23 protein-coding genes and 2 pseudogenes are annotated in these 22,874 nt (G+C 66.2%); 10 read left to right on the forward strand and 15 right to left on the reverse strand.

What is annotated here, in order from left to right:
- Nucleotides 1–38 precede the first annotated feature (38 nt).
- The 3 genes from holA (at nt 39) to ACOAPY_RS18325 (ending at nt 2,707) form a co-directional block, all read left to right on the forward strand.
- Nucleotides 39–1,073 carry a DNA polymerase III subunit delta gene (gene holA, locus ACOAPY_RS18315; protein WP_465154241.1) on the forward strand — a complete coding sequence of 345 codons (1,035 nt, stop codon included), beginning with the start codon at nt 39–41 and terminating at the stop codon, nt 1,071–1,073.
- A gap of 90 nt (nt 1,074–1,163) precedes the next feature.
- Nucleotides 1,164–1,331, forward strand: a complete 168-nt coding sequence (gene arfA / locus ACOAPY_RS18320) for an alternative ribosome rescue factor ArfA (RefSeq protein WP_465154242.1) — start codon at nt 1,164–1,166, stop codon at nt 1,329–1,331.
- Nucleotides 1,332–1,414: 83 nt separating this feature from the next.
- A complete protein-coding gene (locus tag ACOAPY_RS18325; protein ID WP_465154243.1) occupies nt 1,415–2,707 on the forward strand; it encodes a lytic murein transglycosylase in 1,293 nt (430 codons plus the stop codon).
- Nucleotides 2,708–2,755: 48 nt separating this feature from the next.
- Here ACOAPY_RS18325 and ACOAPY_RS18330 read toward each other — a convergent pair whose 3' ends face one another.
- The gene (locus tag ACOAPY_RS18330) at nt 2,756–3,637 is read right to left on the reverse strand and encodes a DNA-3-methyladenine glycosylase family protein (protein WP_465154244.1); all 882 of its coding nucleotides are present in this window, start codon (nt 3,635–3,637) and stop codon (nt 2,756–2,758) included.
- Nucleotides 3,638–3,858: 221 nt separating this feature from the next.
- On the opposite strand from ACOAPY_RS18330, the pseudogene ACOAPY_RS18335 reads away from it, so the two are divergent.
- The 3 genes and pseudogenes from ACOAPY_RS18335 to lipA all read left to right on the forward strand — a co-directional run.
- Nucleotides 3,859–4,545, forward strand: a pseudogene (locus ACOAPY_RS18335) (PAS domain-containing protein); the annotation flags it as partial.
- Between the two features lie 105 nt (nt 4,546–4,650).
- Nucleotides 4,651–5,085, forward strand: a pseudogene (locus ACOAPY_RS18340) (methyl-accepting chemotaxis protein); the annotation flags it as partial.
- Nucleotides 5,086–5,250: 165 nt separating this feature from the next.
- On the forward strand, nt 5,251–6,303 hold the full coding sequence (lipA, locus tag ACOAPY_RS18345; protein ID WP_465154245.1) for a lipoyl synthase: 1,053 nt from the start codon (nt 5,251–5,253) through the stop codon (nt 6,301–6,303).
- A 72-nt stretch (nt 6,304–6,375) separates the two neighbouring features.
- On the opposite strand, the gene lipB is transcribed toward lipA, so the two are convergent.
- The 11 genes from lipB to ACOAPY_RS18400 form a co-directional block, all read right to left on the reverse strand.
- Nucleotides 6,376–6,993 (reverse strand): lipoyl(octanoyl) transferase LipB, encoded by a 618-nt coding sequence (gene lipB, locus ACOAPY_RS18350; protein WP_465154246.1) that lies wholly within the window; start codon nt 6,991–6,993, stop codon nt 6,376–6,378.
- Nucleotides 6,993–7,271, reverse strand: coding sequence for a DUF493 domain-containing protein (locus ACOAPY_RS18355; protein ID WP_061903327.1), 279 nt, complete (start codon nt 7,269–7,271; stop codon nt 6,993–6,995). Before ACOAPY_RS18355 ends, lipB begins: the two co-directional genes overlap by 1 nt.
- 127 nt (nt 7,272–7,398) lie before the next feature.
- Complete coding sequence (locus tag ACOAPY_RS18360; RefSeq protein ID WP_465154247.1) at nt 7,399–8,571, reverse strand: D-alanyl-D-alanine carboxypeptidase family protein; 1,173 nt, start codon at nt 8,569–8,571, stop codon at nt 7,399–7,401.
- An 88-nt stretch (nt 8,572–8,659) separates the two neighbouring features.
- A complete protein-coding gene (locus ACOAPY_RS18365) occupies nt 8,660–9,628 on the reverse strand; it encodes a septal ring lytic transglycosylase RlpA family protein (protein WP_465156860.1) in 969 nt (322 codons plus the stop codon).
- Between the two features lie 38 nt (nt 9,629–9,666).
- Nucleotides 9,667–10,683 (reverse strand): lytic murein transglycosylase B, encoded by a 1,017-nt coding sequence (gene mltB / locus ACOAPY_RS18370; protein WP_465154248.1) that lies wholly within the window; start codon nt 10,681–10,683, stop codon nt 9,667–9,669.
- A complete protein-coding gene (rodA, locus tag ACOAPY_RS18375; protein WP_076583868.1) occupies nt 10,680–11,828 on the reverse strand; it encodes a rod shape-determining protein RodA in 1,149 nt (382 codons plus the stop codon). Before rodA ends, mltB begins: the two co-directional genes overlap by 4 nt.
- Nucleotides 11,825–13,750 (reverse strand): penicillin-binding protein 2, encoded by a 1,926-nt coding sequence (gene mrdA / locus ACOAPY_RS18380; protein ID WP_465154249.1) that lies wholly within the window; start codon nt 13,748–13,750, stop codon nt 11,825–11,827. Before mrdA ends, rodA begins: the two co-directional genes overlap by 4 nt.
- 10 nt (nt 13,751–13,760) lie before the next feature.
- Nucleotides 13,761–14,228 carry a 23S rRNA (pseudouridine(1915)-N(3))-methyltransferase RlmH gene (gene rlmH, locus ACOAPY_RS18385; RefSeq protein WP_021701842.1) on the reverse strand — a complete coding sequence of 156 codons (468 nt, stop codon included), beginning with the start codon at nt 14,226–14,228 and terminating at the stop codon, nt 13,761–13,763.
- Nucleotides 14,229–14,237: 9 nt separating this feature from the next.
- Complete coding sequence (gene rsfS / locus ACOAPY_RS18390) at nt 14,238–14,597, reverse strand: ribosome silencing factor (RefSeq protein WP_021701841.1); 360 nt, start codon at nt 14,595–14,597, stop codon at nt 14,238–14,240.
- 7 nt (nt 14,598–14,604) lie between these two features.
- On the reverse strand, nt 14,605–15,270 hold the full coding sequence (nadD, locus tag ACOAPY_RS18395) for a nicotinate-nucleotide adenylyltransferase (protein ID WP_465154250.1): 666 nt from the start codon (nt 15,268–15,270) through the stop codon (nt 14,605–14,607).
- Nucleotides 15,270–16,535, reverse strand: a complete 1,266-nt coding sequence (locus tag ACOAPY_RS18400; protein ID WP_465154251.1) for a glutamate-5-semialdehyde dehydrogenase — start codon at nt 16,533–16,535, stop codon at nt 15,270–15,272. Before ACOAPY_RS18400 ends, nadD begins: the two co-directional genes overlap by 1 nt.
- 173 nt (nt 16,536–16,708) lie before the next feature.
- Between ACOAPY_RS18400 and ACOAPY_RS18405 the strand changes: the two genes are divergently transcribed.
- Together ACOAPY_RS18405 and ACOAPY_RS18410 are read left to right on the forward strand one after the other, a co-directional pair.
- Nucleotides 16,709–17,389, forward strand: a complete 681-nt coding sequence (locus tag ACOAPY_RS18405; RefSeq protein WP_465154252.1) for a DNA-3-methyladenine glycosylase — start codon at nt 16,709–16,711, stop codon at nt 17,387–17,389.
- A gap of 2 nt (nt 17,390–17,391) precedes the next feature.
- Nucleotides 17,392–18,708 carry a bifunctional DedA family/phosphatase PAP2 family protein gene (locus ACOAPY_RS18410; protein ID WP_465154253.1) on the forward strand — a complete coding sequence of 439 codons (1,317 nt, stop codon included), beginning with the start codon at nt 17,392–17,394 and terminating at the stop codon, nt 18,706–18,708.
- A 44-nt stretch (nt 18,709–18,752) separates the two neighbouring features.
- On the opposite strand, the gene ACOAPY_RS18415 is transcribed toward ACOAPY_RS18410, so the two are convergent.
- From ACOAPY_RS18415 to ACOAPY_RS18425, 3 genes are read right to left on the reverse strand one after another with little or no spacing between them, the layout of a single operon-like run.
- The gene (locus ACOAPY_RS18415) at nt 18,753–19,343 is read right to left on the reverse strand and encodes an LON peptidase substrate-binding domain-containing protein (RefSeq protein ID WP_076583850.1); all 591 of its coding nucleotides are present in this window, start codon (nt 19,341–19,343) and stop codon (nt 18,753–18,755) included.
- Nucleotides 19,344–19,353: 10 nt separating this feature from the next.
- Entirely contained in the window at nt 19,354–20,064 is a 711-nt protein-coding gene (locus tag ACOAPY_RS18420; RefSeq protein ID WP_465156862.1) for an LrgB family protein, read from the reverse strand.
- 2 nt (nt 20,065–20,066) lie between these two features.
- The gene (locus tag ACOAPY_RS18425) at nt 20,067–20,429 is read right to left on the reverse strand and encodes a CidA/LrgA family protein (protein WP_465154254.1); all 363 of its coding nucleotides are present in this window, start codon (nt 20,427–20,429) and stop codon (nt 20,067–20,069) included.
- A gap of 162 nt (nt 20,430–20,591) precedes the next feature.
- On the opposite strand from ACOAPY_RS18425, the gene ACOAPY_RS18430 reads away from it, so the two are divergent.
- Both ACOAPY_RS18430 and ACOAPY_RS18435 read left to right on the forward strand, forming a co-directional pair.
- A complete protein-coding gene (locus tag ACOAPY_RS18430) occupies nt 20,592–21,047 on the forward strand; it encodes a MaoC family dehydratase (RefSeq protein WP_076428395.1) in 456 nt (151 codons plus the stop codon).
- Nucleotides 21,048–21,139: 92 nt separating this feature from the next.
- Complete coding sequence (locus ACOAPY_RS18435) at nt 21,140–22,843, forward strand: C13 family peptidase (RefSeq protein WP_465154255.1); 1,704 nt, start codon at nt 21,140–21,142, stop codon at nt 22,841–22,843.
- Nucleotides 22,844–22,874 lie beyond the last annotated feature (31 nt).

A 22,874-nucleotide genomic window follows, 5' to 3' on the forward strand; every position in this document is an offset into this window, starting at 1 on the left:
GAGGGCCGGGCAACCGGCCCTTTTCGCAAGAAGCCGCGATGAAACTGAACCCCGCCCAACTCGGCAAGCATCTGCAAGGCGGTCTCGCCCCGGTCTATGTGGTCAGTGGCGACGAGCCGCTGCTGTGCCAGGAAGCCGAGGACGCCATCCGCGCCGCCACCCGCCAGCAGGGTTTCAGCGAGCGCACCGTGTTCCACGCCGAAGCCAGCTTCGACTGGGGCCTGCTCTATGAAGCCGGAGCCAGCCTCTCGCTGTTCGCCGAGAAACGCCTGATCGAGCTGCGCATCGCCAATGGCAAGCCGGGCGACAAGGGCACCGCGGCCATCCTCGAATACCTGGAGCGACCGCCGCAAGACACGGTGTTGCTGATCAGCCTGCCCAAGCTCGACGGCAGCACGCAGAAGACCAAGTGGGCCAAGGCCCTGATCGACGGCCCGCACAGCCAGTTCCTGCAGATCTGGCCGATCGAGGTCGCCCAGCTGCCCAACTGGATTCGCCAGCGCCTGTCGCAGGCCGGCCTGGCTGCCAGCCAGGAAGCGGTGGAGCTGATCGCCGCGCGGGTCGAAGGCAACCTGCTGGCCGCTGCCCAGGAAATCGAGAAGCTCAAGCTGCTGGCCGAGGGCAATCAGATCGACGCCAGCACGGTGCAGGCGGCCGTGGCCGACAGTGCCCGCTATGACGTATTCGGCCTGGTCGATGCGATCCTCAACGGCGAAGCCGCGCACGCCCTGCGCATGCTCGAAGGCCTGCGCGGCGAAGGCGTGGAACCGCTGTTCATCGTCGTCATGCTGGCCCGCGAACTGCGCCAGCTGGCTGGCCTGGCCTTGCAGTTCAGCCAGGGCGTGCCGCTGGAGAAGGCCTTCGCCAGCGCCCGCCCGCCGGTCTGGGACAAGCGCCGCCCGCTCTACAGCCGCGCCCTGCAACGCCATACGGCGGCGCGCTGGAACCAGCTGCTGATCGATGCCCAGCGCATCGACGCGCAGGTCAAGGGCCAGGCCGCCGGTGATGCCTGGAGCAGCCTGGCGCGCCTGGCCTTGCTGATGGCCGGCCAGCGTCTGCCGCTCAGCGAATGACGCCGGGCACCTGCGCCTATGGACATTTTTTAACCATCGGCGCATAGTCCGCGCCGCTCGCAATACCGCGAGCCTGCGAGGAGCACTCCGATGAGCAAGAAAGCCCCGAAGCGGCCGAACAGGGCCAAGTCCATAGTCGCCCAACCGCTGTTCCGCTGCCGCCAGGAACAGCCGAAGAAAGGCAAAGGCAGCTACCGCCGCGAAGCCTCCCACTGGGAGGCTTCTTGCATTCTGGGGCCGGCAAAATACGCCGCCTGAGCATTGCCGCCATGTCGCCGGGGTCCTGAAAGCCGCCCGGCATGTTAAGGTCGCGCTTTGACTGGCAAGACCGAGACGCCCCGATGTTCCAGCTTTCCACCAACGGCCGCCTGAGCTGCCTGCTCGCCGGCGCCATGCTCTTCCTCGGCGCCTGTGCCGAAACCCCGAACCCCGCCCCCGAACTGGTTGCCGCCACGCCCACCCAGCCGCCGAAAAACCAGCAGAACCCTGCTCAGGCGCAGACCGCCGCGCCCGTCGCACCGGCACTGAACTTCGCGGAGTGGCGCGAACGCTTCCGCGCCAAGGCCCTGCAGGCCGGCATCCAGCCCCAGGTGTTCGACCAGGCCTTCGCCGGCGTGACGCCGGACCTGAGCGTGGTGAAGGCCGACGGCGCCCAGCCGGAGTTCACCCGCCCGGTTTGGGAATACCTCGACGGCGCCATCTCGCCGCTGCGCGTGCGCAAGGGCCAGACGCTGCTGGCCGAGCACGCCGCCACGCTGGAGGCTATCGAGCAGCGCTACGGCGTCGACCGCGAGACGCTGGTCGCCATCTGGGGCATGGAAAGCAGCTTCGGCCAGTTCATGGGCGAGCAGTCGGTGATCCGCTCCCTCGCCACCCTGGCCTATGAAGGCCGCCGCCCACGCTTCGCCGAAGACCAGTTGCTGGCAGCCCTGCAGATTCTGCAGAGCGGCGACATCAGCAGCAGCGGCCTGCGCGGCTCCTGGGCCGGCGCCATGGGCCAGACCCAATTCATTCCCACCACCTACCTGACCCACGCGGTGGACTTCGACGGCGACGGCCGTCGTGACATCTGGAACTCCAGCGCCGACGCCCTGGCCTCGGCCGCCCATTACCTGCAGGCCTCCGGCTGGCAGAAGGGCCGCGCCTGGGGCATCCAGGTGGCCCTGCCCAGCGGCTTCGACTATGCGCTGGCCGACACCGAGGTGCGCAAGACCTATGCGGAGTGGTACGCCCATGGAGTGAAAGGCACGCCGACCAATGTCGACCCGAACGACACTGGCTACCTGCTGCTGCCAGCGGGCCACCGCGGCCCGGCCTTCCTGGTGTTTCGCAACTTCGGCGCCATCCTCAAGTACAACAACTCTTCGTCCTACGCCCTGGCTGTGGGCCTGCTCGGCCAGCGCCTGGGTGGTGGCGGCCCGCTGCTGGCCAGCTGGCCGAAGGACGAACGTCCGCTGGGCCGCAGCGAGCGCATCGCGCTGCAGGAGGGCCTGGCTGCCCATGGCTACGAGCCGGGCCCGGCCGACGGCATCATCGGCGCCAACACCCGCCGCGCCGTGCGCGCCTTCCAGCAGAGCCTGGGCCTGCCGGCCGACGGCTATCCGACCCCGGCGCTGCTGCAGCAGCTGCGCTGAGCAACGCAGCAGCAGGGTCGAGCGTCACTGCCCCTGCCTCGCGAGCCGCTACGGCATCGCCCAGAGATGGGCCGCCACCAGCGCACGCCACGGGGCGAAAGGTTGCAGCCAGTCGCGCACGAACGGCTGTGTAAGCTTTTCCTCCGTGCCGAGCAGGCGCTGCAGCTGGCGCCTGACCGCGGCATCACCGTGCAACGATCCATCCAACCGGGCGAAGCCGCGCAGCAACGCATAGTCCACCGTCCAGGGCCCGATGCCCTTCAGGGCCAGCAGGTGTTCGGCAATGACCTCGGCTGGCGCGTCAGCCTGCCACTGATCGAGCGGTAAGCGCCCCTCGACCACTTCGCGCGCGAGCCGCAGCAGGGTCTGGCTCTTGGCCCGGGAGAATCCGGCCTGGCCCAGGACATCCTCGTCGAGCGCCGCGACCGCCGCCGCGTCCGGATAGCAGAGCAGGCCGCCCGAGTGTTGCTGCCCGGCGAGCTGGATCAGCCGCCGACGCAGGGTGATGGCCACCGCCAGACTGATCTGCTGACCACTGATGGCCCAGGTCAATGCCTCGAAGGCCGAAGCCGCCTGGGGCACCCGCAAGCCACGGTTGGCAGCGATCAGCCGGCCCAGCAGCGGATGCGCGGAATAGGCCGCCTCGAAGGCGTGCACCGGCTGGGTCAGCCCCAGCATGCGCGCCGCCAGCGCCTCGAGCGGCTGCGAATCATCGTCAATTTCGCCATCCACCTGCAGGCTCACTCGCACCCTGTGTGCGGCGAGGCGCAGGCTCAGGCAGGCCGGCAGTCCCTGCCAGAGCAGGCCCTTGTCCAGACCATCGTCCGTCACCCGCTCGGCCAGCGCCTGCGCATCGCGCCGATGGAAGCTCAACAGGTCGGCCAGCCGGTAGTCGGCGGGCAAAGTCATTTCGAGGTCGAGTCGGGTCATGGCGGCCTGATCATGGAGCGGCTGGTCGAGAACTACACTGCAGGGACTGCGGGTTTTCCGCCAGCGGCCGATATCTGAACAGGCGATTGCCCCGGATTGACCGCTTCATCAGCCCAAAAGGTGCCTTGCAGATGTTCAACAACACACTGAAAGCGGAGCTGGCCCAGCTGCGTAACGAGCTGGCCAGCATGCGCCAGATCAAGGACTCGTTGTACAGCGAGATGCTGGTTCTGGAGATCGAGCCTGATGGCCGGGTGCGCTATGCCAATGACAACTTTCTGGGGGAAATGCTCTACACCGACAGCGCGCTTCTCGGGCGCCAGCTGGAGTCGCTGATCCCCTCCTCCTTCCGCACGGAAGCCAACTATGCCCGCCTGCAGCAGGCGCTGCGCAACCGCGAACACCTCAGCGGCGCCTTCCGCCTGCTGCGCGGCAACGGCCAGGAGGCCTGGCTGCGCGCCATCTGGCAGCCGGTCCTGAACAGCCGGGGCGAACTGGCCTACTTCACCCTCTGCGCCAACGACCTGACCCGCACCATCGTCACCTCGCGTGAACACGAAGGACTGATTGGAGCCCTGCTGCGTTCCACGGCCGTCATCGAGTTCAACTTGAGCGGCGAGGTACTCACCGCCAACCAGCGCTTCCTGGACGGCATGGGATACCGGCTGGAACAGATCCGCGGCAAACACCACCGCATGTTCTGCTCGGCAGAGGAGGCGAATTCGCAGGAGTATCGCGACTTCTGGGCACGCCTTAATCGTGGCGAATATGTCGCTGGGCGCTTCCAGCGGGTTGACAGCCATGGCCGCTCCGTCTGGCTGGAAGCCTCCTACAACCCGATAGTCGACAGCCACGACCGGCTGTACAAGGTGGTCAAGTTCGCCACCGTGATCACCGACCAGGTCAACCAGGAGCAAGCCGTGGCCGAAGCCGCGAGCATCGCCTACAGCATCTCGCGGCAAACCGACGCCAGCGCCAACAAAGGCGCCGCCGTGGTCAGCCAGACGGTCGAGGTCATGCAGCGCATTGCCCGCCAGCTGAGTGAGGCCAGCGCGGGTATCGAGGCCCTGGGCAAGCAATCGCAGCTGATCAGCACCATCATGCAGACCATCCGCGGCATCGCCGACCAGACCAACCTGCTCGCCCTCAATGCCGCCATCGAGGCTGCGCGGGCCGGCGACCAGGGGCGCGGCTTCGCCGTGGTCGCCGACGAGGTCCGCCAACTGGCCGGACGCACCAGTCAGGCTACCGAGGAGATCGTCGAGGTGGTGCAGAAGAACCAGAGCCTGGCGCAGAACGCCGTGGACAGCATGGCCAGCAGCAGCCAGCAGGCCGAGCAGGGGCTCAGCCTGGCCAGCGAGGCCGGTGCGGTGATCGTCGAGATTCAGGATGGCGCACAGCAGGTGGTCCAGGCTATCGGCCAGTTCGCCAACCAGCTGAAGAGTTGAGCCTGGCGCAGCCCAAGGGACAGCAACGCGCTGCCGCGGGGGAGTGCCTCCGCGGCTGCAGTGCGCGTCCGACAAGGGCCGCAAGCCGCAGGTAGCCATCCATGGTAGACTGCCGGCAGGCCAAAAGCCCCGCTACCCAAGCCTCCTACCGGAGCCGAGATCTCGATGTCCGACGCAGTCCCGCCCAAGCCCGTCTCCAGCGGCGAAAAATTCCGCACCCCCCAGGGAATCACCGCGATCAAGGATGGCCAGAAGCGCCGCGCTTCGGCCGAGCCGCAGGTCGTCGAACCCAAGCCGAGCTGGCTGCGGGTCAAGGCGCCGAGTGGCAGCCGCTTCGATGCGGTCAAGCGCAATGTTGGCGAGCATCGTTTGAGCACCGTGTGCCAGGAGTCGCACTGCCCGAACATGGGCGAGTGCTGGTCCAACGGCACCGCGACCATCATGTTGATGGGCTCGGTCTGTACCCGCGCCTGCCGCTTCTGCGCCGTCGACACCGGCAACCCGAACGGCTGGCTGGATCTGGAAGAGCCGCAGAACACCGCCAAGTCGGTGGAACTGATGGGCCTGCGCTACATCGTGCTGACCTCGGTAGACCGCGATGACCTGCCCGACGGCGGCGCCGCGCATTACGCGGCCTGCGTGCAGGCGATCAAGGCCAACACGCCGCAGGTGGTGGTCGAGGCCCTGACCCCGGACTTCGATGGTGACCACGCGGCCATCGCCCGCGTGGTGGATTCAGGCCTCGAGGTGTTCGCGCAGAATGTCGAGACGGTCAAGCGCCTGACCCATGTGGTGCGCGACCCGCGTGCCGGCTACGAGAAGACCCTGAAGGTGCTGGAGTTCGCCAAGCAGCACCGCCCCTCGGTCATCACCAAGACCAGCCTGATGCTCGGCCTGGGCGAGACCGACGAGGAGATCCTCGAGACCATGGACGACCTGCGCGCCATCGGTGTGGACATCCTCACCCTCGGCCAGTACCTGCAGCCCACGCGCAACCACCTCAAGGTGAAGCGCTGGGTCAGCCCCGAAGAATTCAACCGCCTGCGCGACATTGGCCTGGAAAAGGGCTTCATGGAAGTCGCCGCCGGCCCGCTGGTGCGCTCCAGCTATCGCGCCGATCGGGTGTTCGAGAAGAACAACCTGGGCCTGGCCGCCCCCGCCCCGGTGCCGGGCCAGCAGCAGAACGACAGCCTGATTCCGGCGCTCAATCTGAACTGACCCTCAGCGTAGAAACAGAAAAGGCCCTGCGGCATCGCCCCAGGGCCTTTTGCTTGGCGTCTATCTCTCGCCTCAGGCGTAGCCCAGGCGCGCGCGCAGCGCACCCTCCAGGCGCTGCGACACCTCATCGAGCGATGGCGGGGCTTCCAGGAGGTCCTTGAGCTGGACCATCTTCAGGCCGGCATAACCGCAGGGGTTGATGCGCTGGAAGGGCGCCATGTCCATGTCGACGTTCAGCGCCAGGCCATGGAACGAGCAGCCGTTGCGCACCCGCAGCCCCAGCGAGGCGATCTTGTCGCCGGCGACATACACGCCTGGGGCATCGGCCTTGGGCGCGGCCTCGATGCCATAGCCGGCCAGCACATCGACCAGCGCCTGCTCCATGGCCGTCACCAGCTCGCGCACGCCGAGCTTCTTGCGGCGCAGGTCCAGCATCAGGTAGGCCACCAGCTGGCCGGGGCCATGGTAGGTGACCTGACCACCGCGCTCGACCTGGATCACCGGAATGTCGCCGGGCGCCAGCAAGTGCTCGGGCTTGCCGGCCTGGCCCTGAGTGAACACCCGGGGATGCTGCAGCAGCCAGATCTCGTCGGGACTCGACTCATCGCGCTCGGCAGTGAAGCGCCGCATGGCTTCCAGGGTCGGCAGATACTCTGCCAGCCCCAGTTGACGCACAACCAGCTCGGTCATCAGAGCACCATGTGCACGCGACCGGTGGCCTTGAGGTCGACGTGAATCGCCTGCAACTGCTCGACACCGGTGGCAGTGATCAGCACCTGCACGGAGAGGAAGCGGCCATTGCGGCTGTCGCGCACCACCAGGCTGGCGGCATCGAAGCCCGGCGCATGGCGCTGGATCACTTCCACCACCAGGTCGGCGAAGCCGTCGCCCGCCTCACCGATCACCTTGATGGGGTAGCGCTCGCAGGGGAATTCGATTTTCGGGGCTTGTACTTCGGTATCGGTCATCGCGGTCACTCCGGGTTCGTCACCCGTGAAATGCGAACGCCCCGATTCCGGGGCGTCCTTGTGAGTCTTCAGTTCAGTCCCTTATCTGGGGCCCGAACGGCGGTGTTTCAAGACCGCCGGACGACTCTCAGTTGAACATGCCGTAGAAGAACAGGCGGATGCTATCCCACAGGCGGCGGAAGAAACCACCCTCCTCCACCGGCTCCAGGGCGATCAGGTCGGCGCTGTGCACCACCTCTTCACCCAGCTTGACTTCGACCTTACCGATCACGTCGCCCTGCTTCAGCGGCGCCACCAGCTGCGGCTCCAGCACCATGCTGGCCTTGAGCTGCTTCACCTGGCCTTTCGGCAGGGTCAGGCTGAGGTCCTGGGCCAGGCCGGCCTTGACCTGACGCGTGGTGCCTTTCCACACCTGGGCCTGGGCCAGTTCCTGGCCCGCCTTGTAGAAGGTCTGGGTCTCGAAGAAGCGGAAGCCGTAGGTCAGCAGCTTCTGGGTCTCGGCGGCGCGGGTCTTCTCGCTGTCGGTGCCGAACACCGACGTGATCATGCGCGCACCATCACGCACGGCCGAGGCCACCAGGCAATAGCCAGCCTCCTCGGTGTGGCCGGTCTTCAGGCCATCGACGGTACTGTCGCGCCACAGCAGCAGGTTGCGGTTGCCCTGCTTGATGTTGTTCCAGAAGAACTCCTTCTGCGAGTAGATCGCATAGTGCTCCTGGTCCTCGTTGATGATGGCGCGGGCCAGGATCGCCATGTCGTGGGCGCTGGAGTAGTGCTCCGGGTGCGGCAGGCCGGTGGCGTTCATGAAGTGCGTGTTCTTCATGCCGAGCTTCTCGGCGGTCTCGTTCATCATGTCGGCAAAGGCATCCTCGCTGCCGGCGATGTACTCGGCGATGGCGATGCTGGCGTCGTTGCCGGACTGGATGATGATGCCGTGCAGCAGGTCATCCACGGTCACCTGGCTGTTGATCGGCAGGAACATGGTGGAACCACCGGACGCCGCGCCGCCAGTACGCCAGGCGTGCTCGCTGACGGTCACCAGGTCCTGCTCGCCGATCTTGCCCTTGCGGATCTCCAGGGTGGCGATGTAGGCGGTCATCAGCTTGGTCAGGCTGGCCGGCGGCAGGCGCTCATCGCCGTTGTTCTCCACCAGCACTTTGCCGCTGGCGCCATCCATCAGCACATAGGACTTGGCAGCCAGCTGCGGCGGCGAGGGGATCGCCGATTCGGCGGATGCGGCAAAAGGCACGGCCAGCAGCACGAACAGGGAAAGGCGTTGGGCAAAGCGGGAGATGTTCATCCGGTTCTCTAAAGATCACTGTCAACGATGGCACGGACGGCAGCGCCGCCCGCATTCAGCGCCACGCGAACGCGGCGCACGAAAGGCTTCAGTCGGGTTTCACCAGGGCAGGCTCACCGAGATTGGCCAGGCGCACGCTGTCCTGCAGCTGCTGCGCCTCAGCCTGGGTTTCGACCGGCCCCAGGCGTACCCGGTGCAAGATCTGCTGGTTGCGCACCACCGAGCTGATAAACACCTTGGCAGGCACCGTCTCGCTCAACTTGGCCTTGAGGAGCTCCGCAGCGTCCGGATTGGCGAAGGCGGCCACTTGGAGATACAGGCCAGAGGCTGCGGGCGAAGCGTTTTTTTTTACGTCCATCTGCACCGGCACGACGGCCGCCGCATGCTGCTGAGGCGGCGGGGTGTACTGCTCGATTGGCTGGCTGGCAGCCACGGCGACCGGCTGCGCGACCGCCGGGGCGGGCTGATTGGCCATCTTCGGCTGCGCCAGCACCATCGGCACCGGACGGCCCTGGGCGGCCCACCACTCATGTGGGTCGATGCCCTCGACCTTGACCCGAGCGGTGCCGCTCTCGGCGTAGCCGAGCTTCTTCGCGGCGGCGAAGGACAGGTCGATGATGCGGTCGGAGTAGAACGGGCCACGGTCGTTGACCCGCAGGATCACCGTCTTGCCGTTGTCCAGGTTGGTCACCCGCACGTAGCTCGGCAGCGGCAGGGTCTTGTGCGCGGCGGTCATGCCGTACAGGTCGTAGGCTTCACCGTTGGCGGTGGCCTGGCCATGGAACTTGGTGCCGTACCAGGACGCGGTACCGACTGCACTGTAGCGGCGGCTGTCGCGGATCGGGTAATAGGTCTTGCCCATCACCGTGTAAGGATTAGCCTTGTAGTTGCCGTAATGCGGCATCGGCACGGCATCAGGGATGCGTGACACGTCGACGTCCCACCAGGGCGCGCCATCGCGATGCGGGCGGTTGTAGTCCTGCGGCCCGGAAATCGGCTGCGAGCCCGGCTCCACCGGCTGCGGAGCACGGTTGTTGGTGCAGCTGACCAGCGCCAGCCCGATGGCGGTCGCGGTCAGAGTGCGCAGGACAAGCTTCACGGACGACCCCGCTTGGCGACCAGTTCGCCGGACAGTTGATGAACGGCCATGGCATACATGGCGCTACGATTGTAGCGGGTGATCACGTAGAAGTTGGGCAGCCCCATCCAGTATTCCTGGCCTTCGGCGCCGTCGAAGCGGAAGGCGGTGACCGGGATGTCGTCGCGCAGAACGTCGGCGCTACTCCAACCCAGGGCGCGCAACTCGCCGACGTTCTTCACCGGGTCGAGGCCCTGGGTCAGGCCGCTGTCGGCCTGTTCACCCTTGACCTGGGCGCGGCTGACCACCGACTCACCACTGATCCAGCCATGACGCTTGAAGTAGCTGGCAACGCTGCCGATGGCATCCACCGGGTTGGTCCAGATGTCGATATGGCCGTCACCGTCGAAGTCCACCGCATAGGCGCGGAAGCTGCCGGGCATGAACTGCGGCAGGCCCATGGCACCGGCGTAGGAGCCCTTCACGGTCAGCGGGTCGACCTGCTGCTCGCGGGCCAGGATGAGGAACTCGCGCAGCTGCTGGCAGAAGAATTCGGCGCGCGGCGGGTAGTCGAAGCACAGGGTCGACAGGGCATCGAGTACGCGCCAGCTACCGGTGTTGCCACCGTAGAAGGTCTCTACCCCGATGATCGCAACGATCACCTCGGCCGGCACGCCATACTCCTGCTCGGCACGGGCCAGGGCATCGGCATGCTTGTTCCAGAAGTCGACGCCCTTGCTGATGCGCGCCTCGGTAATGAAGATCGGCCGATAGTCCTTCCACGGCTTGACCTTCTCGGCCGGACGGGAAATCGCATCGAGAATCGCCTGCTTGCGCTCCACCTGGTCGAACAGCGCGGTCAGCTGTTCACCGGCGAAGCCATGATCGCGGGTCATCTCGGCAATGAACTCGGCCACCTTGGGCGAGCCCTGATATTCGCCGGCGGCCTGCGCCTGACCGACCAGACCGAGCAACGCCCCCACGGCGATTCCCCAGCTGCGCATTGCTTGTTTCAAATTCTGCACTCTTGTCATGCCTGGGCGATCCACTTGCGGTGCGTCTGGATCGCCATCAAAACCCCAAACCCAGACAACAGCGTCACCAGATGGGTTCCGCCATAGCTAATAAAGGGTAGGGGCACCCCCACCACCGGCAGCAGTCCGCTGACCATGCCGATGTTAACGAATACGTAGACGAAGAACGTCATGGTCAGGCTACCGGCCAGCAGTTTGCCGAACAGCGTCTGCGCCTGCGCCGTGATCATCAGCCCGCGCCCAATCAGCAGCAGGTAGACGAACAGCAGGATACACACTCCGACCATGCCGAACTCCTCGCTCAGCACGGCAATGATAAAGTCCGTGTGACTTTCCGGCAAAAAATCCAGGTGCGACTGGGTCCCAAGCAGCCAGCCCTTGCCGAACACACCACCCGAGCCGATGGCCGCCTTGGACTGGATGATGTTCCAGCCGGTGCCCAGCGGGTCGCTCTCCGGATCGAGGAAGGTCAGCACCCGCTGCTTCTGGTACTGGTGCAGTACGAAGAACCACATGGCGATGGCAATCGGCACCACGGCCGCGACCGCCCCCATGATCCAGCGCCACTGCAGGCCGGCCATGAACAGCACGAAGGCGCCGGACGCGAGGATCAGCAGGCCGGTGCCCAGGTCAGGTTGTTTCAAAATGAGTACGAACGGGATGAGGATCAGTGCCAGACTGATGACAATGTGCTTGAGCTTGGGCGGCAGGTTGTGCCGCGCCAGGTACCAGGCGATGGTCGCCGGCATGATGATCTTCATGAATTCCGAGGGCTGGAAGCGGATCACCCCGGGGATGTTGATCCATCGGGTGGCCCCCATCGCCGTGTGCCCCATGACCTCAACCGCCACCAGCAGGCCGACCCCGACCAGGTAGGCCAGCGGGACCCAGCGCGCCATGAAACGCGGCTCGAACTGGGCGATGACGATGGCAGCTACCAGGCCGATGCCGAAAGAACTGCCCTGCTTGATCACCAGGTCCCAGTTCTTGCCGCTGGCCGAATAGAGTACGAACAGACCGCCGGCACATAGGGCCAGCAGGATCAGCAGCAGCCAGCCATCGATGTGCAGGCGCTGCAACAGCGTGGCGCGGCGCTTGAACACGTCTTCATCGGAAATGCTGCGGTCGAATTCCTGGCGCTTCATCGCTGCACACTAGCCTCTTCGGTTACCGGCACCGGGGGGCGATACTCGGGCTTGAGCTGGCCATCAGGGCCGAGCAGCCAGGCATCCATGACCTGCTTGACCACCGGCGCGGCGACGCCGGAGCCGGACTCGCCGTTCTCCACCATCACCGCCACGGCTATCTTCGGTGCCTCGGCCGGGGCGAACGCAACGAACAGCGCATGGTCGCGATGGCGTTCATGCACCTTGTTGCGGTCATACTTCTCCCCCTGCTTGATGGCCACCACCTGGGCCGTACCGCTTTTGCCGGCGATACGATAGACCGAGGTGGCGCCGACCTTCGCCGCAGTGCCTCGCGGACCGTGCATCACCGCCTCCATGCCCTGGCGACCATAGTCCCAGAACTTGTCGTCGCGCAGCACGATATCCGGCGGCGTCACCACCCCGTCCATGGCGCCGTCGGCCATCAGCTGCTCGGGCGTCTGCCCGTCCGCATGCTTGAGCAGGTGTGGACGAATCCACTTACCGTGAGTGGCCATCAGCACCGTGGCCTGAGCCAGCTGCAGCGGCGTGGTCTGCATGTAGCCCTGGCCGATGCCCAGGATCAGCGTCTCGCCCGGGTACCAGGCCTGGCGATAGCGTGCACGTTTCCACTCACGCGAGGGCATGAGGCCTGCAGCTTCTTCGTGCATGTCCAGCGCCACTTTCTGACCCAGACCGAAGCGGGTCATGTAGTCGTGCAGGCGGTCCACGCCCATCTTGCGCGCGAGGTCGTAAAAGTAGGTGTCATTGGAGCGCATGATGGCGAACTCCATGTTCACCGAACCATCGCCCAGGCGGTTCCAGTTGCGGTACTTGTGACTGTGGCCGGGCAACTGGTAGAAGCCGGGGTCGAACACCCGGGTCTGCGGGGTGATCACCCCGGCATCCAGGCCCGCTACCGCGACCATCGGCTTGATCGTCGAGCCCGGCGGATACAGACCGCGCAACACGCGGTTGTACAGCGGCCGGTCGATGGAGTCGCGCAACTCGGCATAGGCCTTGAAACCGATGCCGGTGACGAAGGGGTTGGGGTCGAAGCTGGGCAGGCTGACCATCGCCAGGACATCGCCCGTGCTCGGCTCGATCGCCACCACGGCACCACGGCGACCGGCCAGAGCCCGCTCGGCCGCCTCCTGCAGACGCACATCGAGGCTCAGGGTCAGGTCCATGCCCGGCGTCGGATCGGTGCGCTTGAGCACACGCAGCACGCGACCTCGGGCATTGGTCTCAACTTCCTCGTAACCGACCTGGCCGTGCAGCATGTCCTCATAGAAACGCTCGATACCGGTCTTGCCGATATGGTGGGTGCCCGCGTAGTCGGTAGGGTCGAGGTCCTTGAGTTCCTTCTCGTTGATCCGTCCGACATAACCGACAGAGTGCGCGAAGCGCTCCTTCAGCGGGTAGTGGCGCACCAGCTGGGCGCTGACTTCCACCCCTGGCAGGCGGAACTGGTTGACCGCGATGCGCGCGATCTGCTCCTCGGACAGTTCGAACAGCACCGGCACCGGCTCGAATGGCCGGCGTCCCTGGCGCATGCGCTTCTCGAATAGCGCGCGGTCGTCCGGGGTCAGCTCCAGCACCTCGACGATCGCATCCAGCACCTGGCGCCAGTCGCCCGCCCGTTCGCGGGTGATGGTCAGACTGAAACTGGGCCGGTTGTCGGCGATGATCACCCCGTTGCGGTCGAAGATCAGCCCACGGGTGGGCGGAATCGGCTGCACGTGAATGCGGTTGTTCTCCGCCAGGGTGGTGTGATGCTCGTACTGGATCACCTGCAGGTAGTACATGCGCGCGATCAGCACGCAGGTCAGCAGCAGCACCACGACGCCGCCGACAACGACGCGACGACGCACCAGGCGGGCGTCCTTCTCGTGGTCCTTCAGGCGGATCGGTTGCGGCATCGACTGCTACTTATTTGTGATACGGATGGCCGGACAGCACGGTCCAGGCCCGGTAGATCTGCTCGCCGACCAGAATACGCACCAGCGGGTGCGGCAGGGTCAGCGGCGACAGCGACCAGCGCTGCTCGCTGCGCGCGCACACTTCCGGCGCCAGCCCCTCGGGGCCGCCGACCATCAGGTTGACGTTGCGCGCATCCAGGCGCCAGCGTTCCAGCTCGGCAGCCAGCTGCTCGGTGCTCCACGGCTTGCCTGTGACCTCCAGGGTCACGATGCGTTCACCGGGCTGCACCTTGCTCAGCATCGCCTCGCCCTCCTGACGGATCAGGCGGGCAACATCGGCGTTCTTGCCACGGGTACTGAGCGGAATCTCCACCAGCTCCAACGGCAACTCGCCCGGCAGGCGCTTGACGTACTCCTGCCAGCCCTCCTCGACCCAGCGCGGCATGCGCGAGCCGACGGCGATCAGCTTGATACGCACAGGGCGGGCTTACTCGGCCGGATCCTGATGCTGCGCGCGGCTCTGCTCGGCACCTTGCCACAGGCGCTCCAGATCGTAGAACTGACGGGTGGCAACCTGCATGACGTGAACCACCACGTCGCCCAGGTCGAGCAGGGCCCACTCGCCACCGTCCAGACCTTCGCTGCCGATCGGGCGCACGCCCTGCTCCTTGACCTTTTCCAGCACTTCATTGGCCATCGACTTGACGTGACGGCTGGAGGTGCCGCTGGCGATCACCATGAAATCGGTGACGCTGGTCTTGCCGCGCACATCGATGGTGGTGATGTCCTGACCTTTCATGTCTTCCAGGGCCGCTACGGCGACCTTGACCAGTTGTTCGTTTTGCATCGTTACCTCATGAATCGGTTTTCGCACGGTACAGATCGTGCGCATGGATATAGGCCAGCACAGCGTCGGGCACCAGAAAACGCACCGAACGCCCCTGCGCCAGCAACTGGCGAACCAGGGTGGCAGACACCGCCAGCGGCGTCTGCCAGATGAAACTGATCTGGCCACTCGGCCCGAGGAGGCCTTGCGGATCGGTCACACTGCGCGCGGCCAGCAAATCGCGCAGCGCCTCGGGCGGCTCGCTGTCGGCATCCGGCCGCTGCAGCACGAGGATATGGCAGTGCACCAGCAGCTCCTGCCAGCGATGCCAGGTGGGCAACCCGCAGAAGGCATCCCAGCCCAGCAGGAGAAACAACTGATCGTCCGCCGCCAGCTCACCGCGCACCGACTCCAGGGTGTCGTAGGTGAACGACGGCTTGTCACGCTGCAGCTCGCGATCGTCGACCCTCAGCCTGGGCTCGCCGGCCACCGCCAGCTCGACCATGGCCAGGCGCTGCTCAGCGGTCGCCTGCGGCGCCTCGCGGTGCGGCGGACGAGCGCTGGGGATCAGCCTAAGCTCGTCCAGCGCCATGAACTCGGCGACCTCCAGCGCACCGCGCAGATGGCCGATATGCACCGGGTTGAAGGTGCCACCGAGCAGGCCGATACGCCGGGCGTCGCTAAGTCGGGCCATCAGGTGCGGATGTGCCCGTCGCCGAATACCACGTACTTCTCGCTGGTCAGTCCTTCCAGGCCGACCGGGCCGCGGGCATGCAGCTTGTCGGTGGAGATGCCGATCTCCGCGCCCAGGCCGTACTCGAAACCGTCGGCGAAACGGGTAGAGGCATTGACCATCACCGAAGCGGAATCCACTTCGGTGAGGAAGCGCCGGGCATCACTGAAGTTCTCGGTGATGATCGCGTCGGTGTGCTGCGAGCCGTACTGGTTGATGTGCTCAATGGCTGCATCCAGCGAGTCGACGATGCGGATCGCCAGGATCGGCGCGTTGTACTCGGCGTACCAGTCATCCTCGGTCGCTTCCAGCACATCGCCGCCGAGCAGCGCGCGGGTGGCGGCGTCGCCACGCAGCTCCACGCCCTTGTCGCGGTAGATGGCGGCCAGCGGCGGTAGCACGCGCGCGGCGATGTCGGCATGCACCAGCAGCGTCTCCATGGTGTTGCACGGCGAGTAGCGCTGGGTCTTGGCGTTGTCGCAGACACGAATGGCCTTGTCCAGGTCGGCGGCGCTGTCCACATAGACATGGCAGACGCCGTCCAGGTGCTTGATCACCGGCACCTTGGCGTCGCGACTGATGCGCTCGATCAGACCCTTGCCGCCACGCGGCACGATCACGTCGACGAACTCCGGCATGGTGATCAGCGCGCCAACGGCGGCGCGGTCAGTGGTTTCCACCACCTGCACGGCGCTGGCCGGCAGGCCGGCCTCGGCCAGGCCGAGCTGGATGCAGCGGGCGATCGCCTGGTTGGAATGAATGGCCTCGGAACCGCCACGCAGGATGGTGGCATTGCCGGACTTCAGGCACAGGCTGGCGGCATCGATGGTCACATTGGGGCGCGACTCGTAGATGATGCCGATCACGCCCAGCGGTACGCGCATCTTGCCGACCTGGATGCCGGACGGCAGGTAGCGCATGCCCTGGATCTCGCCGATCGGGTCCGGCAGGGTGGCGACCTGGCGCAGCCCCTCGATCATGCTGTCGATCACTTTCGGCGTCAGCGCCAGGCGGTCGACCATGGCCGGCTCCAGACCATTGGCGCGTGCAGCGGCCAGATCCAGCTCGTTGGCGGCGGTCAGCTCGCTGCGGGCGGCATCGAGGGCGTTGGCGGCAGCCTGCAGCGCATGGTTCTTCTGCGCGGTGCTGGCTCGGGCGAGCACCCGCGAGGCTGCGCGCGCGGCGCGGCCCAGGCGGGTCATATAGTCGAGCACGGACTCGGTCATGGTCGGCGAAGGTCTGGCAGTTGGAAAAAGTGGCCGATTATAGCGGGCACACCCCGTCAAGCCCAGCACTGCCGGGCGGATGGTCACCTCCGTGCAACATCGCGGAACAAGATTCACCGCCACGACGCCAAGGCATTGCTAAGATCGCGCCACTTTCACCAGCTCCAGCATCGATGATCGCCACACCACGCCCATTGCCCGACAGTTTCTTCGAGCGCGACGCCCAGATGCTCGCGCGCGCGCTGCTGGGCAAGATCATCCGCCACCGCCACCAGGGCCACTGGCTGGCCGCGCGAATCATCGAGACCGAGGCCTACTACCTGGCGGAGAAGGGCAGCCACGCCTCGCTCGGCTACACCGAGAAACGTCGCGCCCTGTTCCTCGATGGCGGCCACATCTACATGTACTACGCGCGCGGCGGCGATTCGCTGAACTTCAGCGCCCAGGGGCCGGGCAACGCGGTGCTGATCAAGTCCGCCCTACCCTGGCTGGATGAACACTGCGCGCCAGACGCCTTGCAACGCATGCAGCGCAACAACCCGGCAGCCAGCGGCAAGCCACGCCCGCCGGAGCGCCTGTGCGCCGGGCAGACCCTGCTGTGCAGGGCACTGGGCCTCCGGGTGCCGGACTGGAACGCGCAACGTTTCGACCCTGCGCGCCTGTTCGTCGATGATGTGGGCGAACGCCCAGCACGCATCATCCAAACTACCCGCCTGGGCATTCCGAGCGGTCGCGACGAGCACCTGCCTTACCGCTTCGTCGATGCCACTCACGCCCGCCACTGCACGCGCAACCCGCTGCGCCGTGGCCAGGTCGAAGACCGTGACTACTTCCTGTTGAACCCCGAGGAGTGACCATGAGCGAATGGTACGCAACCCTGTCGCACTGGCTGGAGAGCAACCCGGAGTGGCTGGGCCTGGCCATCTTCCTGGCCGCCGCCCTGGAATGCCTGGCGGTGGCCGGACTCCTGATCCCCGGCACAGTGCTGCTGTTCGCCCTCGGCGTGATGGCCGGCAGCGGCGCCCTGACCCTGGGCGAAACCCTGCTGCTGGCCTATACCGGCGGCCTGCTCGGTGATGCCATCTCCTACGGTATCGGCCGCCGCTTCCACCAGGGCATCCGCCGCCTGCCAGTGCTGCGCGACCACCCCGAGTGGCTGACCGGCGCGGAAACCTACTTCCAACGCTACGGCGTAGTCAGCCTGCTGGTGGGCCGCTACATCGGCCCCCTGCGCCCCATGCTCCCCCTGGTGGCCGGGATGCTCGACATGCCGTTCATACGTTTCGCCCTGGTCAGCATGCTGGCCGCTGCGGGCTGGGCAGTGGCCTACATGCTGCCCGGCTGGGCGACCGGTGCCGCGCTGCGCCTGCCGCTGCCGGAAGGCTTCTGGAGCGCCGCCGGCATCGTCGCCGCCGCCATTGCCCTGATGCTGCTGGTGGTGATCCATAGCAGCCTGCGCGAACAGCGCTGGGCGACGGCCATTGCCGCTGGTCTCAGCGGCACCCTGCTGCTGGCACTGCTGCTCGGCGTTCCGCATCTCAGCGCCCTGGATAAGGGCCTGATCGCCCTGGTTCAGGAACACCGCAGTGCCAGCATGGACAGCCTGGCCGTGCTGATTACCCGCATGGGCGATTTCAACACCCAGGTGGCTGCCGGCATCGTGCTGACACTCCTGTTGTTACTCGCCAGGCGCACTCAGGCTGCCCTGTTCCTGTCGAGCTGCATGCTGCTCACGGGGCTGGCAAATGGCGCGCTGAAGCAACTGTTCGCTCGCGCCCGGCCCGACGTACTGCTGCAGCCACTGGACACCTTCAGCCTCCCGAGCGGACATAGCTCTGCCGCCTTCGCCTGCTTCCTCGCCCTGGGCATTCTGGCCGGCCGCGGCGCACCGGCACGCTCGCGCCTGACCTGGCTGCTGCTGGCCAGTCTGCCTGCCACGGCGATCGCCCTGTCACGGGTCTATCTGGGCGTGCACTGGCCAACCGACATCCTCGCCGGGGCACTGCTTGCCGGCACCGTCTGCGCCGCCTGCCTGGCCTGGCTGCAGCGGCGCCAACCCATGCAGCCCCTGGGCGCTCGGGCGTGGTGGCTGATAGCACCGGCAACACTGGCGCTGCTGGGCACGGCGAGCCTATGGGCATTGCCGGAGGCAATACAGCAGTACCGTTACTGATCGCCTGACTGACATGGCCGCGTGCTCCACCGGGCGGTGAGCCCTTACGCGGTCATCTCGCCTTGCAGCTGGTCGAGCAGTAGCTGGATCTGCTCGAGGCGGTGCAGCGGAGTGTCCAACTGCAACAGCCGCAGCTTCTGCTCGGTGCCGAACGGCAGCAGGTAGGCCAATTGATTGGCCAGCGCCTGCTGGCCACCCACCACACCGCCCATCTTCAGCCCGGCCACCAGCGGATGCTCAGCCAGTGCGCCGAGCAGCGCGGCCAGGTCGGCGTGCTCGGCCAGCAGCGGCGCGTCCTCGGCTTCACCCAGCCAAGTCACCTCGGCCAGGGTCAATTGGTCCGGCTGTACGCCGACCTCGCCCACGCGGAAGCGTCGACCGCCCTCGACACGAATACCGAGCAAACCGTTGGGCCGTTGCTGGAAGTCGCGGATCAGCGCCTCACAGCCCAGCGCCGAGAAGCGCCGCGCCGCCTCGCCCACCTCCTGCCCGTCAAGCAGCGTGACGACACCAAATCCCTGGCCACGGCGCATGCAGGCGCTGACCATATCCAGATAGCGCGCCTCGAAGATCTGCAGGTCGAGGATGCAGCCGGGAAACAGCACAGTGTTGAGGGGAAACAGCGGGTAGCTCATCGACGAATCCTCAGGCAACCAGCGCAATCACCAGCGGTAGCAGTACCGCCGTCAGCATGCCCATCAGACTCATGGCCAGGGCCGCGAAGGCGCCGCTCTCCTCGCTCTCCTGCAACGCGCGGGCGGTGCCCACCGCATGCGCGGTAATGCCGAGGGCCATGCCCTGTGCCGCCGGATGGTGCACGCCGATACGGCGCAGCAGCTCCGGCCCGCACATGGCGCCGAGTACTCCGGTGATCAGCACGAACACCGCCGCCAGCGCCGCCACGCCGCCGATCTGCTCGGCCACCAGCATGGCGATGGGCGAAGTCACTGACTTCGGCGCCAGCGTCATCAGCATCATGCGCTCGGCACCAAAGGCCCAGGCCAGCGCCACGCCCAGCACGGTAGCGAGCAGGCCGGCCACCAGCAGGGTGACCAGGGTCGGCCAGAACAGCTGGCGAATGCGCTTGAGGTTGAGAAACAGCGGCACGGCCAACGCCACCGTGGTCGGCCCGAGCAGCACGCTGAGCAGGAAGGTGCTCTCGCGGTACTCCTGGTAGCTCAGCCCAGCCAGCAGCAGGATGCCGATCAGCACCGCCATGGACACCAGCACCGGCTGCAGGAACATCCAGCGCGTGCGCTCGTAGGCCGCCAGCGCGGCCTGGTACACCGCCAAGGTGATGCCGACGCCGAACAGCGGATGGTGCAGGACTGCCTGCAGCGCGGCGTGCCAGTCCAGGCTCATGGCCGCTCCTCGCGCCGCGCCTGACGGTCGATCAGCTTCTGCATCAACCAGCCGGCGAACAGCAGCGAAATCAGCAGCGACAGCCCCAGCGCACCGGCCAGGGCCCAGAAATCGGCGGCGATCTGCTCGGCATAGACCATCACCCCTACCGCCGGCGGCACCAGCAGCAGCGGCAGGTAGCGCAGCAGGCCGGACGCGGCCTCGGTGATCGGCTCGCCCACCTCGCCGCGCAGCAGGAGGAACGCGAACAGCAGCAGCATGCCGATGATCGGCCCCGGCAGCAGGGTCAGGAACAGGGCGTTGAGGGCGGTGCCGAGCAACTGGAACAGCACCAGCCAGGTCAGGCCGCGAAGCAGCATGCGAAAGACTCCGGCTGAACAAAGACGCCCATTATAGACACGCCTGAGGGTGCTCCATAAACCGCGACTTTCGGCTTGACCCGCCCCGCCGCACCATGCTGTTCTAAGGCCAGCCTGGTTCATCAAAAACAACAACTGACCTCGCATCCTCAAGGAGGATCTATGCCGCTCGTACCCGTTGCACAACTGCAAGACTATGTAGGCAAGGAACTCGGACGTTCCGAATGGCTGACCATCGATCAGCAACGCATCAACCAGTTCGCCGAATGTACCGGTGACCACCAGTTCATCCACGTCGACCCGGTCAAGGCCAAGCACACCCCCTTCGGCAGCACCATCGCCCACGGTTTCCTCAGCCTGTCGCTGATCCCGGTACTGCTGGAAAAGCTCATGCTCGCCCCGGAAGGCATGAAGATGGCCGTCAACTACGGCCTCGACAGCGTGCGCTTCATCCAGCCGGTCAAGGTGGACTCGCGCGTGCGCCTGGCCGCCAAGGTGCTGGAGATCACCGAGAAGCGCCCGGGCCAGTGGCTGATCAAGATCGAAGCCACCCTGGAGATCGAAGGCCAGGACAAACCGGCCTACATCGCCGAGTCGCTGTCGCTGTGCTTCGTCTGATCTGACCGGCATCGCAGAAACGGGGCGCTCAGGCGCCCCGTTTTCATTATGGCGCTGGCATACTCGACGCGAACCCAGATTGGATGGCCGCCATGCTCCGCCCCCTTGCCCCGCTCACCCTCGCCCTGCTGCTGGCCGCCTGCGGCGACGGCGAACCCCTGCTGCCAGCGGATGCCGTGCTGCCCGATGGTGGCCGCTATCGCGGCGAGGTGGTGGACGGCCGCCTGCAGGGCGAGGGGCGCCTCGACTACGCCAACGGCGCTTTTTACGAGGGCCAGTTCAAGGATGGCCTGTTCGAGGGGCCCGGCACCTGGCAGGGCGCCGGCGGCGAGCGCTACACAGGCCAGTTCCATCTCGGTCTGTTCCATGGCCAGGGCGAGCTGGTCTACGCCGACGGCACCCGTTACCAGGGTGGTTTCAAGCAGGGTAGGATGCATGGCGAGGGCCATCTGCAACAGGGTGGCGTCAGCTATCGCGGCGAGTTCCGCGACGATCGCTACCACGGCCTCGGCACCCTGGAATGGCCGGATGGCAGCCGCTACCAGGGCCGCTTCGTGCGCGGCGAACCCGAAGGCGAAGGCCTGCGCAGCAACGCCGAGGGTCAGTTCAGCGGCACCTTCAAGAACGGCATGCTGCAGGGCGAAGGCAGTTACCAGGGCGAAGACGGCGAGCGCTACAGCGGCGGCTTTCGCAATGACCTGTTCCACGGCAAGGGCCGCTACCAGAGTGGCGAAGGCGAAGTCTGGAGCGGCCACTTCGCCAACGGCGAGCTGACCGGCAAGGGCGAATACCGCGGCAGCGACGGCCGCCACTACCAGGGGGATTTTCGTCGCTGGCGCTTTCACGGCCAGGGCAAGCTGAGCCTGGCCGACGGCAGCGTCTATCAGGGCCAGTTCGCCAACGGCCAGTACGACGGCGAAGGCGCCCTCACCACGCTCGACGGCGGCCGCAGCCAGGGCACCTGGCGTGATGGCGAGCTGATCCGCCAGGCCAATGGCGCGGCGCAGCCGGACCCGCTGGAACTCGGCCTGCTGCAACAGGGTCGATTGTTACAACAGGCGCTGGATGCCCTGCCCGCCTCCACGCCGGCCGTCGAGCTGTATAGCCTGACCCTGGCCGGTGACGGCAAACAGAGCGTGTTCCTGCGCGAGGCCGACTACGTCAGCAAGTTGCTGCGCGAGCGCTTCGGCGCCCGCGGCAACGTGACCCTGAGCAACCATCGCGATCACCTGGCTGATCGCCCGCTGGCCACCCGCGAGAGCCTGACCCGTGCCGTGCAGGCGCTGGCCGAGCGCAGCGGCCCGGAGGACCTGGTGTTTCTCTACCTGACCAGCCACGGCTCGCGCGACCACGAGCTGCATATCGACCAGCCGCGACTGCAACTGGCCGACCTGCCGGCCAGCGAACTGGCCGCGCTGCTGCAGCCCCTGCGCGACCGCTACAAGGTGGTGGTGATTTCCGCCTGCTACTCCGGCGGCTTCATCCCGCCGCTGAAGGATGACAGGACACTGGTGATGACCGCCGCGCGTGCCGATCGGGTGTCTTTCGGCTGTTCCGAAGAGAATGATTTCACCTACTTCGGCCGCGCCCTGTTCGCCGAGGCGCTCAACGAGACCGACGACCTCGCACGCGCCTTCGAGCTGGCCAAAGAACGTGTCGCCGAGCGCGAGCAGGCCGACGACTTCGAACCCTCGGAGCCGCAGCTGTGGGCCCCCAGGCCCGTGCTCGAACACTGGAAAAAGCTGCGTCGACAGCAGGCAGAAGAAGCCTTGAGCGCGGCAACGAGAGTGCAATAAATGGCGATCAGTTTTCGCTCGCTTCTGCCAA

Source organism: Pseudomonas stagnisoli (assembly GCF_048595745.1).
Lineage (GTDB): Bacteria > Pseudomonadota > Gammaproteobacteria > Pseudomonadales > Pseudomonadaceae > Aquipseudomonas > Aquipseudomonas alcaligenes_A.

Bases quoted from the DNA above. Each gene is read 5' to 3' on its own strand.
- holA (WP_465154241.1), top strand. From the start codon at position 39: ATGAAACTGAACCCCGCCCAACTCGGCAAGCATCTGCAAGGCGGTCTC.
- arfA (WP_465154242.1), top strand. From the start codon at position 1,164: ATGAGCAAGAAAGCCCCGAAGCGGCCGAACAGGGCCAAGTCCATAGTC.
- ACOAPY_RS18325 (WP_465154243.1), top strand. From the start codon at position 1,415: ATGTTCCAGCTTTCCACCAACGGCCGCCTGAGCTGCCTGCTCGCCGGC.
- ACOAPY_RS18330 (WP_465154244.1), bottom strand. From the start codon at position 3,637: ATGACCCGACTCGACCTCGAAATGACTTTGCCCGCCGACTACCGGCTG.
- lipA (WP_465154245.1), top strand. From the start codon at position 5,251: ATGTCCGACGCAGTCCCGCCCAAGCCCGTCTCCAGCGGCGAAAAATTC.
- lipB (WP_465154246.1), bottom strand. From the start codon at position 6,993: ATGACCGAGCTGGTTGTGCGTCAACTGGGGCTGGCAGAGTATCTGCCG.
- ACOAPY_RS18355 (WP_061903327.1), bottom strand. From the start codon at position 7,271: ATGACCGATACCGAAGTACAAGCCCCGAAAATCGAATTCCCCTGCGAG.
- ACOAPY_RS18360 (WP_465154247.1), bottom strand. From the start codon at position 8,571: ATGAACATCTCCCGCTTTGCCCAACGCCTTTCCCTGTTCGTGCTGCTG.
- mltB (WP_465154248.1), bottom strand. From the start codon at position 10,683: ATGACAAGAGTGCAGAATTTGAAACAAGCAATGCGCAGCTGGGGAATC.
- rodA (WP_076583868.1), bottom strand. From the start codon at position 11,828: ATGAAGCGCCAGGAATTCGACCGCAGCATTTCCGATGAAGACGTGTTC.
- mrdA (WP_465154249.1), bottom strand. From the start codon at position 13,750: ATGCCGCAACCGATCCGCCTGAAGGACCACGAGAAGGACGCCCGCCTG.
- rsfS (WP_021701841.1), bottom strand. From the start codon at position 14,597: ATGCAAAACGAACAACTGGTCAAGGTCGCCGTAGCGGCCCTGGAAGAC.
- nadD (WP_465154250.1), bottom strand. From the start codon at position 15,270: ATGGCCCGACTTAGCGACGCCCGGCGTATCGGCCTGCTCGGTGGCACC.
- ACOAPY_RS18400 (WP_465154251.1), bottom strand. From the start codon at position 16,535: ATGACCGAGTCCGTGCTCGACTATATGACCCGCCTGGGCCGCGCCGCG.
- ACOAPY_RS18405 (WP_465154252.1), top strand. From the start codon at position 16,709: ATGATCGCCACACCACGCCCATTGCCCGACAGTTTCTTCGAGCGCGAC.
- ACOAPY_RS18410 (WP_465154253.1), top strand. From the start codon at position 17,392: ATGAGCGAATGGTACGCAACCCTGTCGCACTGGCTGGAGAGCAACCCG.
- ACOAPY_RS18415 (WP_076583850.1), bottom strand. From the start codon at position 19,343: ATGAGCTACCCGCTGTTTCCCCTCAACACTGTGCTGTTTCCCGGCTGC.
- ACOAPY_RS18425 (WP_465154254.1), bottom strand. From the start codon at position 20,429: ATGCTGCTTCGCGGCCTGACCTGGCTGGTGCTGTTCCAGTTGCTCGGC.
- ACOAPY_RS18430 (WP_076428395.1), top strand. From the start codon at position 20,592: ATGCCGCTCGTACCCGTTGCACAACTGCAAGACTATGTAGGCAAGGAA.
- ACOAPY_RS18435 (WP_465154255.1), top strand. From the start codon at position 21,140: ATGCTCCGCCCCCTTGCCCCGCTCACCCTCGCCCTGCTGCTGGCCGCC.